20 protein-coding genes are annotated in these 17,191 nt (G+C 70.2%); 5 read left to right on the top strand and 15 right to left on the bottom strand.

Going from position 1 to position 17,191, the window contains the following annotated elements:
• Window position 1: 1 nt before the first annotated feature.
• A complete protein-coding gene (locus ADK66_RS01850) occupies window positions 2-430 on the bottom strand; it encodes a DUF3151 domain-containing protein (protein ID WP_053651942.1) in 429 nt (142 codons plus the stop codon).
• Window positions 431-677: 247 nt separating this feature from the next.
• Here ADK66_RS01850 and ADK66_RS01845 point away from each other — a divergent pair, with 247 nt between their 5' ends.
• A complete protein-coding gene (locus ADK66_RS01845) occupies window positions 678-1,880 on the top strand; it encodes an LOG family protein (RefSeq protein WP_053651940.1) in 1,203 nt (400 codons plus the stop codon).
• A gap of 50 nt (window positions 1,881-1,930) precedes the next feature.
• Here the strand turns inward: ADK66_RS01845 and fbaA are convergent, their stop codons facing one another.
• Window positions 1,931-2,956: a class II fructose-bisphosphate aldolase gene (gene fbaA, locus ADK66_RS01840; protein WP_053651938.1), complete on the bottom strand. Its 1,026-nt coding sequence runs from the start codon at window positions 2,954-2,956 to the stop codon at window positions 1,931-1,933.
• Window positions 2,957-3,091: 135 nt separating this feature from the next.
• A complete protein-coding gene (locus ADK66_RS01835) occupies window positions 3,092-3,475 on the bottom strand; it encodes a phage holin family protein (protein ID WP_053651937.1) in 384 nt (127 codons plus the stop codon).
• 125 nt (window positions 3,476-3,600) lie between these two features.
• Between ADK66_RS01835 and ADK66_RS01830 the strand changes: the two genes are divergently transcribed.
• From ADK66_RS01830 to ADK66_RS01815, 4 genes are all read left to right on the top strand, one after another.
• Window positions 3,601-3,813 carry a hypothetical protein gene (locus ADK66_RS01830; protein ID WP_053651935.1) on the top strand — a complete coding sequence of 71 codons (213 nt, stop codon included), beginning with the start codon at window positions 3,601-3,603 and terminating at the stop codon, window positions 3,811-3,813.
• Window positions 3,814-3,962: 149 nt separating this feature from the next.
• The gene (locus ADK66_RS01825; RefSeq protein ID WP_053651933.1) at window positions 3,963-5,522 is read left to right on the top strand and encodes a hypothetical protein; all 1,560 of its coding nucleotides are present in this window, start codon (window positions 3,963-3,965) and stop codon (window positions 5,520-5,522) included.
• A gap of 194 nt (window positions 5,523-5,716) precedes the next feature.
• Window positions 5,717-7,276, top strand: coding sequence for an LPXTG cell wall anchor domain-containing protein (locus ADK66_RS01820; protein WP_053651930.1), 1,560 nt, complete (start codon window positions 5,717-5,719; stop codon window positions 7,274-7,276).
• A gap of 143 nt (window positions 7,277-7,419) precedes the next feature.
• The gene (locus ADK66_RS01815; protein ID WP_053651929.1) at window positions 7,420-8,235 is read left to right on the top strand and encodes a DedA family protein; all 816 of its coding nucleotides are present in this window, start codon (window positions 7,420-7,422) and stop codon (window positions 8,233-8,235) included.
• A 170-nt stretch (window positions 8,236-8,405) separates the two neighbouring features.
• On the opposite strand, the gene ADK66_RS01810 is transcribed toward ADK66_RS01815, so the two are convergent.
• From ADK66_RS01810 to ADK66_RS01755, 12 genes are all read right to left on the bottom strand, one after another.
• Complete coding sequence (locus ADK66_RS01810; RefSeq protein WP_007454255.1) at window positions 8,406-8,783, bottom strand: helix-turn-helix transcriptional regulator; 378 nt, start codon at window positions 8,781-8,783, stop codon at window positions 8,406-8,408.
• A gap of 57 nt (window positions 8,784-8,840) precedes the next feature.
• Entirely contained in the window at window positions 8,841-9,380 is a 540-nt protein-coding gene (pyrE, locus tag ADK66_RS01805) for an orotate phosphoribosyltransferase (protein WP_053651927.1), read from the bottom strand.
• 168 nt (window positions 9,381-9,548) lie between these two features.
• The gene (locus ADK66_RS01800) at window positions 9,549-10,358 is read right to left on the bottom strand and encodes an SDR family oxidoreductase (RefSeq protein WP_053651925.1); all 810 of its coding nucleotides are present in this window, start codon (window positions 10,356-10,358) and stop codon (window positions 9,549-9,551) included.
• Window positions 10,355-11,011 (bottom strand): hypothetical protein, encoded by a 657-nt coding sequence (locus ADK66_RS01795; protein WP_053651923.1) that lies wholly within the window; start codon window positions 11,009-11,011, stop codon window positions 10,355-10,357. The genes ADK66_RS01800 and ADK66_RS01795 overlap by 4 nt, the downstream gene beginning before the upstream one ends.
• A 72-nt stretch (window positions 11,012-11,083) precedes the next feature.
• Window positions 11,084-11,953, bottom strand: coding sequence for a hypothetical protein (locus tag ADK66_RS01790; RefSeq protein WP_053651921.1), 870 nt, complete (start codon window positions 11,951-11,953; stop codon window positions 11,084-11,086).
• Window positions 11,954-12,046: 93 nt separating this feature from the next.
• Complete coding sequence (locus ADK66_RS01785; RefSeq protein ID WP_053651919.1) at window positions 12,047-12,661, bottom strand: DUF4178 domain-containing protein; 615 nt, start codon at window positions 12,659-12,661, stop codon at window positions 12,047-12,049.
• Between the two features lie 78 nt (window positions 12,662-12,739).
• A complete protein-coding gene (locus ADK66_RS01780) occupies window positions 12,740-13,621 on the bottom strand; it encodes a hypothetical protein (RefSeq protein WP_053651917.1) in 882 nt (293 codons plus the stop codon).
• A 69-nt stretch (window positions 13,622-13,690) separates the two neighbouring features.
• Window positions 13,691-14,071 carry a hypothetical protein gene (locus ADK66_RS01775; protein ID WP_082377120.1) on the bottom strand — a complete coding sequence of 127 codons (381 nt, stop codon included), beginning with the start codon at window positions 14,069-14,071 and terminating at the stop codon, window positions 13,691-13,693.
• 81 nt (window positions 14,072-14,152) lie between these two features.
• A complete protein-coding gene (locus tag ADK66_RS01770) occupies window positions 14,153-15,745 on the bottom strand; it encodes a polyamine aminopropyltransferase (RefSeq protein WP_053651914.1) in 1,593 nt (530 codons plus the stop codon).
• 52 nt (window positions 15,746-15,797) lie between these two features.
• Complete coding sequence (locus ADK66_RS01765; protein WP_053651913.1) at window positions 15,798-16,220, bottom strand: DUF350 domain-containing protein; 423 nt, start codon at window positions 16,218-16,220, stop codon at window positions 15,798-15,800.
• A 36-nt stretch (window positions 16,221-16,256) separates the two neighbouring features.
• Window positions 16,257-16,682 (bottom strand): DUF4247 domain-containing protein, encoded by a 426-nt coding sequence (locus ADK66_RS01760; RefSeq protein ID WP_053651911.1) that lies wholly within the window; start codon window positions 16,680-16,682, stop codon window positions 16,257-16,259.
• Window positions 16,679-17,191: a DUF2617 family protein gene (locus ADK66_RS01755; protein WP_053651909.1), complete on the bottom strand. Its 513-nt coding sequence runs from the start codon at window positions 17,189-17,191 to the stop codon at window positions 16,679-16,681. The genes ADK66_RS01760 and ADK66_RS01755 overlap by 4 nt, the downstream gene beginning before the upstream one ends.

Here is a 17,191-nt window from a genome sequence, read left to right as displayed (position 1 = left end):
GTCAGTGGCTGGCCAGCGCGTCGGCCGCCGCCGGATCGCAGTCGCGCAGGAACTGGGCGCAGCGGGCCGCCTCGTCGGCCTCACCGATCTCGTCGGCGGCGCGGGACAGCACGTACAGGCAGCGGAGGAAGCCCCGGTTGGGCTCGTGCGACCACGGCACCGGGCCATGGCCCTTCCAGCCGCTGCGGCGCAATTGGTCGAGGCCACGGTGGTAGCCGGTGCGGGCGTACGCGTACGCCGTCACGACCTGGCCGGTCGCGAACGCCCGCGCACCGAGCTCGGCCCAGGCCGCGCTGTAGGTCGGGAATCGGGCTGCCACCTGGGCGAACGCCTCGTCGGTGCCGGCCTCCTCGGCGCCGGCCAGGGCGGCGTCGGCCTCGCCGTCCGCGGGTAGGAGGGTGGCCGGTGGCTCTGGCAAAAGGTTCTGCATCGCCCCATTCAACCCGCTGGACAGGGCGACGCGCGAGCGGGTCGGCCCACGTGTTCCGCTGAACGGCTGAGGAGTTGGTCACGCCTGAGGCCCATGCCGGCGACAGATATTTTCCGCTACAACTATTAGTCCGGAGCCTCCCCAGGAACCGGTTACGCAGGAGCCCGGTGGCCACCACCACCGGGCTCCTGTCGGTTCCACCCCGCCCGAGGTTTGGCCCGCAGCTGGCTGGGGGCAGGATGGCCGGGTGCCGACTCCACCTCCAGCGGACGTCATCGAGCCGCACCTGCACGCCAACGAGATCCAGACCCGGGACGAGTTCGACAGGCAACTGGCCACCGGCCGCCTCAGCGGGTTCACAGTGCAGGGGCTGCGCCTCGACCTCGCCCCGGCACCCGACCTGACCGGCGTCGAGGTCACCGGCACCCTCTTCGTGGGTTGCCGGTTCGCCTCCCGGGACGTCGGCGCCGACCTGGTCCGGCGTGGCGCGAACGTTGTCCCGCCGTTCTCCGGGTTGCCGTATCCGACCCAGCCGACGCATCTGTACGCGCCGGAGGAGTTGGCCGCCGGGTTCGCCGAAGGCGGCTTCGCCGGGATGTACGACACCCGGGTGTACGAGCACTACCGGGCGCACGGCGGCGCGCTGCCGGACGTGAAGGAGGCGCTCGGTCAGCGGCTGCACGACCACGGCGTCGACAATGCGCTCGCCGACGCCACCCGGGCCTGGCTGGCAGGGCACGGCCCGCAGTCGGTTGTGGGCATCATGGGCGGGCACGCGGTGCGGCGCGGCAGTCCCGCGTACCGGATGGCGGCGGTGCTGGGTTGGGAACTGGCCCGGGCCGACCGGCTGGTGGTGACCGGCGGCGGTCCCGGCGTGATGGAGGCGGCGAACCTCGGCGCCTACCTGGCGGACCGGCCGGCGACGGACCTGACGGCGGCGATCGACCTGCTGGCGACGGCCCCGGACTTCACCGACCACAAGCGGTACACGGCGGTGGCGTTGACGGTGCGCCAGCGATACGCGTGCCTGCCACGGCAGCGTTCCGACGGCACCGACGACGCGAGCTGGGCGCGGGCCGGCGGGCTGGCGATCCCCACCTGGTTGTACGGGCACGAACCGGCGAACCTGTTCGCCGGGCGGATCGCCAAGTACTTCTCCAACGCGATCCGGGAGGACACGATCCTGCGGCTCGCCCGAGGTGGCATCGTCTTCGCCCCGGGGCGGGCCGGCACTCTGCAGGAGGTGTTCCAGGCGGCCACCAAGACCTACTACGGCACCGACGGTGCCAGTGGCGCGTACGTCTTCCTGGACCGCGACTACTGGACCCGCGAGCTGCCGGTGGAGGCGTTGTTGCGTCCGCTGCTTGCCGCGTCCCCCTTCGGCGACCTGTCGTCGACGATCCACCTCACCGACGACGTACGTGAGGCCGTGCACCTGCTGACCGCCTGACGGCGACGGCCGGCTCCCCGAGGGAGAGCCGGCCGTCGGTAGGTACGTCGTTACTTGGCCATCGTGGTGCCGGTGGAGCGCAGGTGCTCGCACGCCTCGACGACCCGGGCCGCCAGGCCGGCCTCGGCGGCCTTGCCCCAGGTACGCGGGTCGTACTGCTTCTTGTTGCCGACCTCGCCGTCGATCTTCAGCACGCCGTCGTAGTTGCGGAGCATGTGGTCCGCGACGGGCCGGGTGAAGGCGTACTGGGTGTCGGTGTCGATGTTCATCTTCACCACGCCGTAGTCGAGCGCCTCGCGGATCTCGCTCAGCAGGGAGCCGGAGCCACCGTGGAAGACCAGGCTGAGGGGCTTGTCCTTGCCGTACTTGGCGCCGACGGCGTCCTGGATCTGCTTCAGGATCTCCGGACGGAGCTTGACGTTGCCCGGCTTGTAGACGCCGTGCACGTTGCCGAAGGTCAGCGCCGCCATGTAGCGGCCCTTCTCGCCGAGGCCGAGCGCCTCGACCATGGCCAGACCGTCATCGACCGTGGTGTAGAGCTTGTCGTTGATGGCGTTCTCGACGCCGTCCTCCTCGCCACCGACGACGCCGACCTCGATCTCAAGGACGATCTTGCCCTTGGCGGCCTCGTCGAGCAGTTGGGCGGCGATCTCCAGGTTCTCGGCGACCGGCACTGCCGAACCGTCCCACATGTGCGACTGGAACAGCGGCTCCTCACCGCGCTTCACCCGCTCCTGGGAGATGCCCATCAGCGGCCGGACGAACCCGTCCAGCTTGTCCTTCGGGCAGTGGTCGGTGTGCAGCGCGATGTTGACCGGGTACTTCTTGGCCACCTCGTGCGCGTACGCGGCGAACGCGACCGCGCCGGTGACCATGTCCTTGATCGAAGGACCGGAGAGGTATTCGGCGCCACCGGTGGAGACCTGGATGATGCCGTCGCTCTCCGCGTCGGCGAAGCCCTTGAGCGCCGCGTTCAGCGTCTGGGAGGAGGTCACGTTGATGGCGGGGTACGCGTACCGGCCAGCCTTGGCGCGGTCCAGCATCTCCGCGTAAGCCTCGGGGGAAGCGATGGGCATGTGATGTGCTCCTTACTTACCACTCTCGGCCGTGCTGGCCGCTGTTGTTCACGTGTGCGCCGGACCGCGCTGTCCTCCGTCCGGAAGTATCCCGTAGGCGAGGTGCGCGGGGCCAATCGACCCGGTGCCAGCCGTTCACCGCTCACCCAGGCTGTCCGGGACGATGACGCTGATCAGCCAGGTCACCACTGTCATCACGATCGCTCCCCAGAACGCCGCCCAGAAGCCGTCCACATGGAACGGCAGGTCGAGCCCTCGGGCGATCCGGTCGGTGAGCAGGAACAGCAGGGCGTTGACCACCAGCGCGAACAGGCCCAGGGTCAGCAGGTAGAACACGCAGCCGACGACCTTGATGACCGGCTTGAGCACCGCGTTGATCACACCGAAGATGAGCGCCACCACGATCAGTGTCAGCGCCGTGTTGCTGCCCGAGCGGCCATGCACGTCGACCCCGGGCACGATGAGCGTTGTCACCCACAGCGCGACAGCGGTGATCACCAGCCGGATGAGGAAGCCCACCGCCCCATCCTGGCATCGGGGCCCACCTCGACGGGTTGATTCCGCCGACTCGGCTTCCGCGCGCGCTGCCGGCGCAGCCCGTACGGTGGTGGGAGCCGTGCCCCGAGAACCTGGGAGGGACCAGCATGGGTCAGCCCGACGAGGACTTCGTCCCCGGCGACCACCTCGCAGCCGACGAACGCGACATCGAGGCCGAGCCGGCCGACGCCGTCGAGCAGGCGGCAGTGGTCGACCCCACCGACGTCGATTCGGAGCCGCACCGCGGCATGGAGGTCGGCGACTGGGACGCCATGGAACAGGCCCGGGTGGTCACCGGCGACGAGGACGACTACCGCTGATCCCGCCGCCAGCCGGCTGCCCGTTGCGGCAGAGGTGCTCAACCGTTCGGTTCGATAGACGAAGAACGATCACGCAGGGCCACCGTAGGGGCCGGTCGTCTAACTAGGTTGGACGGGCGCCACCTGTATCCCCCACGGGAGGACCCCCAATGCTCAAGCAATCGACCCGCTGGCTGGCCGCTGTCGGCGCCGCGGGCGCGTTGGTCGCCGCGGCCGCCACCCCGGCCGTGGGCGCGGCGGCCGCGATCGAGCCCTACTTCCAGGACGCCACACTGGCCGTCGGATCGACGGGAACCACCCGCAACCTGTTCCTGTACGCCGACGAGCCGACGGCCCTCACCGACGTCTCCGTGCGGTACGACTACCGCTCCCTCACCAACAAGATCACGGTGGCGCCTGACGACGGCCAGAAGTGCACGACCCCGGAGCCGGGCGTTCTCGTCTGCGCGGAGTCCGAGGATGTCTCCCTCTACGAGTTGCCACCCATTGGCAGTGGGCTCTACCGCGGCGTGACCAAGCGGGTGCGCATCACCACGACCGACGATGCGAAGGTCGGCGACTCCGGCGACGTGGCGGTCAGCTTCCAGGCGGCCGGCGGTCGGCAGGGCAGCTACACCTCGCGCGTCCGCGTCGGGGAAGGCGTCGACCTGGCCGGCGGGCCGTTCACCGAGCACGCCTCCAAGCCGGGTGGCAAGTTCACGGTGCCACTGGCCGTGGCCAACGTGGGCGACAAGGTCGTCAAGGGGTTCGCGGCGGTCTTCGATCTCGACTACTCGATCCGCACCAGGGACCGGTTCAGCAACTGCCTCTACTCCGGCGACCACCTGCTGTCCTGCCAGTTCGACGAGGAGATCCCCGTCGGCGAGGGCCTCGCCACCACGCTCGACTTCGAGCTGGCGAAGGACACCTACGCCCCGTCCAACCAATCCGGCTACGCCCAGTTCATGACCACTGCCGACTTCGAGGACCTGACCCGCGTCCGGGAAGCCGCTGGCGCACGGAGGGCCACGAGCGGCGGCGGCCCGAAGCTGACACTGGCCGAGGCGCCCAGCAGGATGCGGCAGGCCGACCAGACCGACGTCGGCCCGGGCTACGACTACACCGGGTGGACCATCAAGACCACCGGAAAGAACGGCATCGACCTCGCGGCGATCGGCGCCACGCTCAAGGGCAGAGCCGGCGACGTCGTCACGGCAACCGTCGGCTTCCGGAACAACGGGCCAGCCACGCTCGACGCGGTGAACGGGGACTTTGAGGCCCCCACCCACACGGCCGTCGAGCTGCCGCCCGGCACCAGCGCCGTCGAGGTTCCCGCTACCTGCGAACTGCAGCGGGGCACCCGGACGTACGTCTGCCCCTCGGAGATGCTGCTGGTGGCCGGCAGGACGTACACGATGGAGTTCCGGCTGCGCATTGACAAGGTCATCGCCAACGCCCGCGGTGCGGTGCAGGTGAACGCGCCCTGCGAGTGCCCGAGCGGCGGCATCTTCACCGGCGACACGAAGCCGGCGAACGACAAGGCCCCGATCGTGGTGAACGCGGGCCCGGGCGGCGGCGCGGGCGGCGGTGGCGGTGAGGATGACGGGGGCGCGCTGCCCATCACCGGCTCTCCCGTCGGCCTGCTGGCCGGCCTCGGCGGCCTGCTGCTCGTCGCCGGCGCGGGTGGCTACCTGCTCGCCCGACGCCGCAGCGCCCGTTTCGTCGCCTGATCGATCCCGCCTCACGTGGCCCCACCGTCCCAAGGACGGTGGGGCCACGTCGTGAACAGACCGAACGTAGCGATGACGCTGATCAACCGTTCGGTTGGTCTTGGCGGCCGGGCGGCGATCAGGGCAGCGGCGAACTTAATCACTTCTTAAGATCCACCCACCGTATCGATCCCCCTGTTGGAGGAATCCCCTTCATGCCCACCCACTCCACCCGGCGTTGGCTCGCCGGCCTGGGCGTAGTAGGCGCGTTCGTCGCCGCCTCCGCCAGCCCGGCCGTCGCCGCTCCCGCGGCCGAGTTCGAGCTCTACTTCGAGGACGTCACCGTCGCCGCCGATTCCTCTGGCGTCGTTCGGTCGCCGGCGCTGTACAGCAGCGAGTCCACGGTGCTCAACAAGGTCTCGGTTCGCTACGACTACCGCAGCCTCACCGGCAAGATCACGCTGGCTGGCGGGCTCGGCAACGACTGCGCCGCCGACGGCGAAGGCGTCCTGCTCTGCAATGAGTCCTTCCCGGTCAGCGTCGACGAGTTGTACGGCGGCTTCTTCGGCGAGGTCGTCATCGCGCCAACCGACAAGGCGGCAACCGGCGACGCCGGCGAGCTGAAGATCAGCCTCAAGGCCGCAGGCAAGGAAATCGCCAGCTACGCCTCCCGGATCCGGGTCGGCGAGGGCGTCGACCTGCAGGGCGGCCCGGACACCACCGCGACGGCGGCGCCTGGGGGCAAGTTCCAGGCTCCCTTGACGGTCATCAACGCCGGCACGACCGAGGTCGATGGTGTCGTGGCACTGTTCGACAGCGACTACGGCATCCGGACCAAGGAGCGGTTCGACAACTGCCTCTACGTCGATGACTTCCTCTTCGCCTGCTCGTTCGACGAGAAGATCCCCGTCGCCGGGCGTGCGACGGCGACCCTCAACTACGAGTTGGCCACCGACACCTACGCGCCGGGCCGCGAGTACAGCTACATCCGGTTCATGACCCCGGCCGACCTGGAGGATCTCCTCGGTATCCGCGAAGACGTCGGTGCCGAGAAGGCCCGTCGCGGCACCGGCAAGACGCTGTCGCTGAAGACGGTCTCCGCCCGTGCGGCCCGTGCCGCGCAGACCGACACCGACCCCAGCAACAACTTCAGTGGGCTGACGGTCAACGTCACCGGCAAGAACGGGGCCGACCTGGAGGCCATCGGTGCCACGCTCACCGGCAAGAAGGGTGCGGTTCTGAGCACCCCGCTCGGGTTCCGCAACAACGGGCCGGCAACGCTGGACTACATCCGCAGCGACTCCGCCGTGACGTACGTCGACGTGACGGTCCCGACCGGCACCACCGCCGTCGAGGTGCCGATGGAGTGTGCGCCGCGTACCGGCGACAACGCCGCGTGGGACAAGGCTGGCACCCCTGGTGCCGCGTCGTACCGGTGCTACCCGGGCCCGTTCGCGCCAGCCGGCGAGGAGTTGACCGGCGAGTTCAAGTTCCGGATCGACAAGGTCATCGCCAACGCCACGGGCACTGTGAAGGTCAATGTGCCGTGCGAGTGCGAGGGCGGCTTCTACGAGGACCTGAAGCCGGCCAACGACAGCGCCAAGATCCTGGTGAACGCGGCCAGCGGTCAGGGCGGCGGCGAAGGTGACGGGGGCGCGCTGCCGATCACCGGTCAGTCCACCGGCCTGATCGCGGGCCTCGGCGTCCTGCTGCTCGGCGTGGGCGTCGGTGGCTACCTGGTGGCGAAGCGCCGCCGGACCCGCTTCGTGGCCTGATCCATCCCGAACCACCCGGTGCCCCGCCGACCGCTTCCGGTCGGCGGGGCACCGGTCGTTTCGGCACCGTCGGGGAAAGATTCCGCAGGCGGGTGCCGGGGCCCGGTCCGGCGCACCCAGAAACGCGGACTTCGGTACCCTTTGTGGCCGTGGACACAGCCGAAAAGACCCGCGCTCTCACGGAGAGCGTCGCCCTGAACCCGCTCGACCCGAAGGATCTGCTGCAGACCTTCGGGCTGGTCGGTGTCTGGGTGATCCTCTTCGCCGAGACCGGGTTGCTTGTGGGCTTCTTCTTCCCCGGCGACTCGCTGCTCTTCCTCGCCGGGGTGGCCGCCTCGCCGGTGGCGGACGCCATCTTCGGCGGCGGCACGCGGCTCGCCCTGGCCGGTCTGCTGATCGGTGGGCCGATCTGCGCGATCGTCGGCGCGCAGCTGGGTCACTGGCTGGGCGCACGGTACGGCCGCCGGATGTTCGAGCGGCCCAACTCCCGGCTGTTCAAGAGGGAGTACGTCGAGAAGGCCGAGCACTACTTCAAGAAGTTCGGCCCGTCGAAGGCCGTGGTGCTGGCCCGCTTCATCCCGATCGTGCGGACCTTCCTCAACCCGGTCGCCGGTGCGCTCGGCATGCCGGCTCGGCAGTTCCTGCTGTGGAACGTGGTCGGCGCGGTGCTCTGGGTGGACGGCATCCTGTTGATCGGCTACCTGCTGGCCGACCGGATCTACAAAGCCATCGGCGACAAGATCGACCACTACATCCTGCCGGTGGTCGCCCTGATCATCGTGATCTCGGTGCTGCCGATCTTCTTCGAGTTCCTCCGGGACCGGCGGGCCCGCAGGCGCGGCGAAGCGGTAGCTGTGGTCGCGGCGGCAAGCGCTGCCGGTGCCGTGGAAGCGGTGCGCGAGACGTTCGACCACCACGAGCACCCGCGCACCGGCCGGGAGCACGGCCAGGAGCGCTGAGTCGGAGGTACGGCGACGGCCGGCCCCCTGGTGAGGGGGTCGGCCGTCGACCTGTCATGCCCCGCCTCCGGCGGTGCGCGACCGGGGACGAGCAGAAATCACACCGGTGGCGCCACCCCTGGCTCGCCGCCGGACATCGTCCCGGCGAGGGACGATGCGCAGTGCCTAATTCAGCGGGCCTTCTTGGTGGCCCGCTTACGCGGCGGGGTCAGCAGGTCGGCGATCGTCGCGATCGCACTCGGGACCAGCCGGTAGTACGCCCAGACACCGCGCTTCTCCCGCTCCAGCAAGCCGGCCTCGGTGAGGATACGCAGGTGGTGACTGACCGTCGGCTGAGAGAGGCCGAGCGGCGCCGTCAGGTCACAGACGCACGCCTCGCCCTCAGGGGCCGACTGGATCAGGCTGAGCAGCCGCAACCGGGCGGGATCGGCAAGGGCCTTGAGGACCCCTGCGAGACGCTCGGCATCAGCACGTTCGATCGGCTCACCGGCAAGCGGCGAGATCTGAGGCATAGTCATTTCGGCCAACGCAGTTCCCACGTATTCCATCCTTCCACCAGCAGCATCGATCCGCCTGCATATCAGCAGATCCGAATCGGCAAACTTTTACGCCACAAGGCCGAGGTCAGCCAACGTATAGGCCGCCTTGTACGGCAATCCGGCGGCTCGCACCGCGTCGCCGGCGCCTCGATCAACAATAACCGCCACGCCCACGACCTCGGCTCCGGCCTCGCGAAGCGCCTCGACAGCGGTCAACACACTTCCGCCCGTTGTGGACGTGTCCTCCACTGCCAACACCCGACGACCGGCCACCTCCGGTCCCTCGATCCGCCGCTGTAGACCGTGGGCCTTGCCCGCCTTGCGCACCACGAAGGCGTCCAGGGCACGGCCGGTCGGAGCGGCGGCGTGCAGCATCGAGAGCGCGACAGGGTCCGCGCCCAGGGTGAGCCCACCGACGGCCTCGTACTCCCAGTCGGCGGTGAGGTCGAGCATCACCCGGCCGACCAATGGAGCGGCCTGGTGATGGAGCGTGACACGCCGCAGATCGACGTACCAGTCTGCCTCGCGTCCAGAGGAGAGCACGACCCGGCCGTGGACAACAGCCAGGTCGGAAATGAATTTACGCAGGTCGTCGTGGTCCCCCATGGCGATAGAGGTTACTGCGCAAGTCTGAGCGCCGTGTGCGGGGTCCACCCTGATCAGGCCCCTGAGGGACCGATGACTGGCGATGTTCGACTACGCTCAGCAACTGGCCTGCGGTCAGCGTGGCGACGCCCGCCGATGGGGTGGACGACGCGGTTGGGTGCTGGCGGGTCAGCGCTCGTCGCGGCCGATCCGGCCCCGGGTGTCCCGGGCGACCGCCTCCAGGAGCCGACGCGGCGCGTGGCGCAGACCGGCGACAGCCACCTTGTATTTCCACGCCGGAACGCTTACCAACTTGCCTTTCCGCAGGTCACGCAGGGCTTCGTCGACGACATCCTCGGCCCGCAGCCACATCCACTCAGGCGTTTTCGACATGTCGATGCCGGCTCGTTGATGGAACTCGGTGCGGGTGTAGCCGGGGCAGAGGGCCATCACCCGGACGTCGAACGGGCGCGTCGACTGGCCGACGGACTCGCTGAAGTTGGTCACCCATGCCTTGCTGGCCGAGTATGTGGAGCCGGGCATCACCGCACCGAAGCCCGCCACGGAAGAGACATTTATCACTGCCCCGTCCCGCCTTTTGGTCATCGGACCCAGCGCCGCCAACGTCAAGCGCATGACCGCGTGCACGTTGAGCCGCAGCAGACGGGCCTCGTCCTCCGCAGTGGAGCGCAGGAACGGCTTGTTCAGGCTGATGCCGGCGTTGTTGACAAGCAGGTGCACGGGGCTTCCGGTGGTCAGCCGCTGCTCGACGATGGCGCAGCCGTCGTCGGTGGACAGGTCCGCCGAGAGCGTCTCCACCTCGCGGCCCTGCGGGGACCCCAACTCCGCGGCCAGCTCGGTCAGTCGACCCGCGTCGCGGGCGACAAGCACGAGGTGCCAACCGTCGGCTGCCAGGCGTCGAGCGAAGGCCGCGCCGATGCCAGCGGTGGCCCCGGTGACCAGGGCACGTCGCTCAACGGTCGTGGGGTCGGGCGTCACGGGCGGTCCTCACCTGGGCGGTACGGGGGCGCGGAGGGCTGGAACGGGGCGGGCAGGGAGCCCGGGTGCACGGACGGCGCCGAGCGGCGGTGTCGACCGAACCAGGCGTTCGCCGCCGGCAGGACCAACAGCGTTGCCACGACAAGGTAACCGAGGCCCTGTCCGGCCGAAAGCCCCGCGTTCAGCGGGATCCACCAGGACGGGTACGCGTCGCCGATCAGGCCCAGCAACTCGGTGGTGGCACGCTCGTCGGCGCCCAGCCGCAGCGGAGCCGAGCGCTCACCGACGAGGACCGCCACGCTGCAACAGCCGGCGAGCAGCCCGAGTCCGCAGACCACCCAGGTGGCCACCCGGGCACCGGGCCGACCGGTGAGCAACCAGAGGAACAGGCCCATGAGCACCAGGGCGGACAGCGCCGCCACAACCGCCGACAGCACCATCGACACGCGCAGCAGGGTCACCACGTCGTCGATCTGCCGCGTGGTGGCCGACGTGTCCCGGGCCGCCTGACGGAACGCGTCGACGGTTCCGCCCACCGTCGCCAGGCCGACCACGGCGTACGCGAGCGCGACGACCGCCATCACCAGCAGCACTGTCGCGGCCAGCAGGACCACGGCGGGCCGGCGGGCCGGTACCGATTCGGGGTACGACACGACGAATCCCTCCGGTAGGCATCGGGTTGCAACCTACTCGGAGGGATCGTCGGCGTCGTGCTTATCGGTCGGTCAACTCGTCGGGGGCGTCCCGGGGCGGTCGGCCGGCGGGGTGTCGTCCGGACGGTCCGTGCCGGGCGGTGCCGACGGCGGGGTGCCCGGCTGATCCGACCCGGACGCCTGGCCCGGAGTCGACGGGTAGCCCGGCTCGCCACTCGACGGATAACCCGGCTGACCCGGAGCCTGCGGGTAGCCCGGCTGACCGGACCCCTGCGGATAGCCAGGCTGGCCCGGAGCCTGCGGGTAGCCCGGCTGACCGGACGCCTGCGGGTAGCCCGGGTAGCTGGTTCCCGGGGTCGGCGGCTCCCAGCCCACGGCGGGCTTGCGGAAGAACTCGTTGGCCTTGGGCAGGGCCAGCAGGATCAGCGCCGCGAGCAGTGCTAGCAGGCTGACGATGCCGAGCAGGACGCTGACCGGCGTGATCCAGGACGGCAGAGCCTCGTCCAGACGTCGCTGGATCTCCTCGCCGCTCGGCATGTCACCGCTGGTGTCGCCGGTGGTGGTGAAGTTGCCCGCCACGCCGGTGAGCAGCGTGCCACCCACGCAGCAGACCATGATGCCGCCGACGATCCAGGTGGTGATCCGTGCGGCGTTGCGGCCCTGGTTGTTGAAGATGGCCAGGACGCCCAGCACGACCGCGAGCAGGAGCACGAGGATGCTGCTGCCGAGGCCGAAGGCGAAGAAGACATCCGCCACCTGGTCCGCGCCCTCGGCGGTACTGCCCGCGTACGCGTCGCGGAGCACGTCGCGCGACTTGCCGAGGGTGGAGAGGCTGAGGATGAGACTGATCACCTGGCACGCCAGGAACAGGAAAAGCAGATAGCTGGAAATCGTCACGACGGACGGCCGCTGGCGGGCCGGCGTGCTCTGGGAATCGACCACGATTCTCCTTCCCTTAAGATCGCGCCCACACCGTATCCACAACCAGCCACCCTGGCATGCCGGGCGGGTCACGCCGCGCCCGTGGGATACGCCTCAGCGCTCCCCGCCGGCCGGCCGGATCGCCAGGTCGGCGGGGTCGATCAGGTCGCCCCGGGCGACCCGCCAGCCCTCTTCGCCGTACGCCTCGAAGGAGAGCCGGGCGTTCGAACCGGACTGGTAGTCGTGGTAGCGCATCGTCCCGGCCGACGGCAGGCCGGTCTCCCCGATGGCTGTGTAGCGTGCCTGCCCGGTCTCGGCCCAGGTGTACCGCCGCCCGCCGAGGTCGATGGTCGGGGCGCCGGGGGTGACGGTCGCGCCCGGCTCGGCGGTCCAGAGCACCAGCTCCAGGTCGGCGCCGCCCGCACCCTCCACGGAGAGCCGCCGCGCGGGGCCTGAGTTGTCGTCGAGGAGGTACTGCACCCAACTCCAGTCCCCCTCGACGAGGCGGATGGTGCCGTTCACGACGTACTCTCGCTCGCCGATCCGCACGCGGTCGCCCACGGCCAGCCGGTGCCGGCCGCCACGCGGTGCGTCCGTGGCCCCGCCGCGCGCCGGCCGACCGTCCGGCGACGCGCCGCCGGGCCGGGTCGCGGCCCGCACGACGACCACCAGCACGACCACGACGAGTACGGCCACCACCGCTACCAGGTACGCAAGCGCCCCGTCCACGCGACCACCTCCCCAGGTACGTCGGCGCAGACGGTAACAACCGTCGGCACCCAAACGAGTCGCGTCGTGACCGAAAGCTCAGCTACCTTCGGCATCCGGCGTGTCTCCGGGAGTGGCCGGCGGCACTGTGGACGGCGTGGTGGGTGGTTCATCCGGCGTCCCGGGTGGCGTCGGGGTCAGGTGCGCGGCCGGGTCCGGGCAGATCAGGTATCCGGCCGGGACGTACTGGCCCGGTGGAAGGAAACCAGGCACGCCGGGGGCCTGCGCCACGATCGGCAGCGGCGGGTACGCGTAGCCGGCCGGAATGAACGGGGCTACTGCGTAACCGGAGGGCGGTGCCGCGTCGGCGGGCGCGGGTCGCGGCACGAACCACCCGGCGGCCGGCGGCAGCGCCAGCAGCAGGACGACGGCACCGATGAGGGCGAGAACGGCGAGCACGCTCAGGCCCGCCATCGGGAAGAACAGCTCGTCCAACGGGTCGGTGCCGGAGTAGAGCGTGTCGAGGAATTTCGACGTCTCCCACTCGTCGTCGAAGTCCGCCGACGACGGGGCCTCGATTTCCGGGGCGACCAGCATGGACACGAGGAACCCGGAGCAGCACTGGCCGAAGCAGACCAGCAGCTGGGCGCCGCTGGCGGCGAAGACGAGGATCCGTGCGATGTTCGAACCCCGGCGGAGCGGCCCGGCGGTGGCGGCGAGCCACCCCGCCAGCAGCACGGCCGGTACGCCGACGACCAGGGCCATCAGGACGTTGCCCTGGCGCTCGCTGGCCACCTCGGCCGGGTCGGCGTCGGGCACCAGCCGTGCGGCACGGGTGATCTGGCCATCGAAGTGCACTGCCTGGGCGACTGCCAACGCGGCGAGGCCGAGCAGGATCAGCGCCACGGCGAGTTGCAGCCAGAACGCGATGGTGACGGTGCCGGGGCGGGGCGGACGCGGCGCGGCGGCTGGCGGACTCATGGCTGGCAACGTACGGCGGAAGGCCGGGAATGGGCAGCACCGATCGGGCAGGCTCGATCGGCGAATGGATCATGCTGCGGTGAGTCGCTGGGTGGCGTAGTCGCCGACGGTGGAGCGCCCCATGACGCAGCCGACGAACGTGGTGAACTCGGTGGGGTCGTCCCGCAGCGACGTCCAGGCCGATCGGGCCGCCGCCGGGTCGATCCGCTCCAACAGTGTGGCCGCGTACACCCGGCCGGCAGGCGACCCCTTGTCCAACAGCCGGTCGATCTGCTGGCGTACCTCGTCGGGGTGTTCGCCGTGGGCGGCCTCGACCCGGAGGTACGCCTTGGTCACCGGCAGCAGCGTGCCGGCGAAGCCAGTGCCGCCGAAGGCGAGCGTGTCAGCCTTCATCAACTCGTCGATGGCCGCGTCGAGGTCCCGCTGCCAAGCCTTGCGCATCCCGAACATGCCCCCATCCTTTCCCCGCCGGGCCCCACTCCACCCTCCTGATCAAGAGGTTTGCGTCATCAGTGCAGAACGCCCGGCGAGTCAGTAGCCGCGCCACTCGGCTCGGGCGTAGTCAAGGACTCTGGGGTGCAACAACGTGGAGGCGGGCACGTCCAGGCGGGGACGATCGGCGGGGAAGGTCGCCGCCGACCTCAGCACCTCCGCGTCGAGGAACCGCAGCCGGGGCGCGTCGGCCGGCAACTCCAGCACCGGCGGGACGGTTCCCGGCGCCGCGAGCAGGAACCCCCAGTCACCGAAGGACGGAACGTCCACGTGGTAGGGCACCGTGGCGAAGCCGGCCTCCCGCAGCGACGCCTCGATCGACCAGTACGACCGGGGCGCGAAGTACGGCGAGCCGGACTGCACCACGAGCCGCCCCTGCTCGGCGAGCACCGACCGGATCAGCGTGTAGAACTCGACCGTGTAGAGCTTGGCGGTTGCCGTCTCGTCCGGGTCGGGCAGGTCGGCGACCACCACGTCGAAACGCTCGGCGGCGGTACGCAGCCAGCCGAAGGCGTCGGTGTTCAACACCCGTACCCGAGGGTCGTCGAGCGCGCCGCCGTTGAGCGCCCGCAGCTGCGGCTCGGTGCGGGCCAACGCCACCACCGCCGGATCGAGGTCGACCACTGTCACCCGGCGCACGTCCGGGTAACGCAGGATCTCGCGGACCGCGAGGCCGTCACCGGCACCGAGGACCAGCACCTCACCGCGCGACCCGCTCAACGCCGGATGCACGAGCGCCTCGTGGTAGCGGTACTCGTCGATCGAACTGAACTGGAGGTCGCCGTTGAGGAACAGGCGCAGGTCGGACTTGGCATGACCGGCCTCGCGCACCGACCGGGTCAGCACGATCTCCTGGTAACGGGATCGTTCGGCGTGCACCACCGGATCCCGGTAGAGCTGCTGCCGGCTGGTCACCTCGAAATCGGCGGCGGTGATCCACGCGTACCCCAGGCAGAGCGCGACCACGACGGAGCCGGCGCCGATGACGAGCCGGGCCCGGCGGCTCAGCTCCGCCCGGAACACGGTGCAGACCAGGGCGAGACCGGCCACCGCGTTCACCGCGCCGACCAGCAGGGCGCCCTTGAGCTGACCGAAGACCGGGATCAGCAGGAACGGGAAGGCGAGCCCGCCGAGCAACGCGCCCACGTAGTCGGCCGCGAACAGGTCAGCCACCGCACTGCCGGCGGCCTGCTCACGGATGCGCTGCAACATCACCATGAGCAGCGGGATCTCCGCGCCGATCAGCAGACCCAGCACGAAGGCGGTGCCGACGAGCGCGGGACCGTACAGGTCGAGCCAGGCGAAGGCGGCGTAGAGGCCGAGCACGGACAGGCCACCGAGCAGGGCGAGGGTCAACTCGATCACCGCGAACGCGGCGGCGGCCCGCGACTGCAACGGCTTGGCCGCCAGCGCCCCGACCCCCATCGCGAAGACCATCACGCCGAGCACTATCGACGCCTGCCCGACGGTGTCGCCGATCAGGTAGCTGCCGAGAGCGACCAGGGCCAGCTCGTAGACCAACCCGCAGGCCGCGCAGACGAAGACCGCGAGCAGCACGGCCGCGCGGGCGAACCGCCAGCGCGGCCGTGTCTCGGAACCACCGTCGACAGCCGCCGGCGCCTCGGTGCTCACGCCTGCCCTGGGTACGTCCGGCGGGCTTCGCCCGGTTGTGTTGCCCCGGTCATCAGATGATGGCGGCGGCGATGATCGCGCCGGTGGCCAGGTGCACCGCGGCCGACACCCACACGGCGGGGTGCGGCTCCGGGTCGACGAGCAGCTCACCCAGCCGGCCCGGGGTCACCGCGTCGAGCAGCAGGAACGCGGCGGCCATGATGACCAGGCCGACGATCCCGTACGCCGCCGCGCCGATCAGGCCGAGGGTGAAGTCGTTGTCGCTCGCCACGATCGCCGCGACCACGATGATGCCGACGCCCAGCAGGTTCGAGGTGAGCAGCAGCGCCGCGTTGCGGTTGCGCTCGGCCCAGATCAGTTCGTGAAGCTTGCCGGGGGTGGCCAGATCCACCAGCCCGTAGCCGACGCCCATCAGGACGACGCCGACCACCCCGAAGGCGAGGGTGACCAGCAGGTCGGTGACGAGATTCTGCATAGGAGTGCTCCAGGGTGAGGGGGTCGGTCGTCAGGCTTACTTGCCGCTGCCGGGGCCGCCGCCCCGGACGCTGCTGCCGCGTCCCCAGCCCCAGTACGACCCGACGGTCGAGTGGTAGCGGGGGTGTGCGGTTTTCATGTCTTCGAGCAGGATCACCGAGCCGGCGGCGAGCGGCAGGATCACCACCGAGTCGTCGTCGTAGCGCAGGTACACACCGCTGCCGTCGGTGTAGCGGTCGCTCGGCCGCCACTTGTCGGTCAGTTCCTTGGCGACCCGGGTCGGCGACTTCGACGAGGTGTACGCGATCGCTTCCCTGCCGATGTCCCGACTGGCCGCCCTGGTGTACTTGTCCTTCACGTAGCCGCGGGGCGAGAAGGTGCCGTTGACGATCGCGAAGCCGGCGACCAGCACGCCGACCACGGCGACCGCCATGCCCACCACGATCCAGCGTCGGTACGTCATCGCAGTGCCACCACCGTCTCGGTCAGGACCAGTTCGTTGGTCTGGGGGTATGCGTGCCAGGTACGCCAGCCGACCGACCCGTCCGGAGGATCGGTGCGTACAGCCAGCGCGGTGACCGCGTCCGGATCCCCGGGAAAGACCCCGACCAGGGCGTACGGGTCGGCGGCCAGGTCGGCGCGGAGCGCGGCGATACGGGCGTGCAGCTCACCGGCGGCGGGACGCAGCACGGTGGCGGTGAACCGGTAGCCGCCCGCCTCGTCGTGCAGGGAGCCAGGCAGGTGCGGTGGGCGACCGGGCAGGCAGGCGACCGTCTCGGTGAGCCCGTCACCACCTGCGGAGTCGGTGAGCACGACCTGGTGGGACGCGCCGAGCAGGCGCAGCCGCAGCCGGACGTCGCCGGGCAGTGTGAGGTCGCGGACGTGCAGCGCGGGACGCTCCGGGCCGCCGATTGCCAGGCTCAGGTCCGCCGCGCAGGTGTCCACATAAGGGGTGTCGAGGCTGACCAGCAC

It is taken from the genome of Micromonospora sp. NRRL B-16802, assembly GCF_001279555.1.
Taxonomy (GTDB): Bacteria; Actinomycetota; Actinomycetes; order Mycobacteriales; family Micromonosporaceae; genus Micromonospora; species Micromonospora profundi.
The sequence above is the reverse complement of the archived record's forward strand: the minus strand, read 5'-3'. Positions and strand labels throughout refer to the sequence as shown.

What these genes read in the sequence shown, in the direction of transcription:
- ADK66_RS01850 (WP_053651942.1), bottom strand. Translation starts at nt 430, where the DNA reads ATGCAGAACCTTTTGCCAGAGCCACCGGCCACCCTCCTACCCGCGGAC.
- fbaA (WP_053651938.1), bottom strand. Translation starts at nt 2,956, where the DNA reads ATGCCCATCGCTTCCCCCGAGGCTTACGCGGAGATGCTGGACCGCGCC.
- ADK66_RS01830 (WP_053651935.1), top strand. Translation starts at nt 3,601, where the DNA reads ATGGGTCAGCCCGACGAGGACTTCGTCCCCGGCGACCACCTCGCAGCC.
- ADK66_RS01825 (WP_053651933.1), top strand. Translation starts at nt 3,963, where the DNA reads ATGCTCAAGCAATCGACCCGCTGGCTGGCCGCTGTCGGCGCCGCGGGC.
- ADK66_RS01820 (WP_053651930.1), top strand. Translation starts at nt 5,717, where the DNA reads ATGCCCACCCACTCCACCCGGCGTTGGCTCGCCGGCCTGGGCGTAGTA.
- ADK66_RS01810 (WP_007454255.1), bottom strand. Translation starts at nt 8,783, where the DNA reads ATGGAATACGTGGGAACTGCGTTGGCCGAAATGACTATGCCTCAGATC.
- pyrE (WP_053651927.1), bottom strand. Translation starts at nt 9,380, where the DNA reads ATGGGGGACCACGACGACCTGCGTAAATTCATTTCCGACCTGGCTGTT.
- ADK66_RS01780 (WP_053651917.1), bottom strand. Translation starts at nt 13,621, where the DNA reads ATGAGTCCGCCAGCCGCCGCGCCGCGTCCGCCCCGCCCCGGCACCGTC.
- ADK66_RS01775 (WP_082377120.1), bottom strand. Translation starts at nt 14,071, where the DNA reads ATGTTCGGGATGCGCAAGGCTTGGCAGCGGGACCTCGACGCGGCCATC.
- ADK66_RS01765 (WP_053651913.1), bottom strand. Translation starts at nt 16,220, where the DNA reads ATGCAGAATCTCGTCACCGACCTGCTGGTCACCCTCGCCTTCGGGGTG.
- ADK66_RS01760 (WP_053651911.1), bottom strand. Translation starts at nt 16,682, where the DNA reads ATGACGTACCGACGCTGGATCGTGGTGGGCATGGCGGTCGCCGTGGTC.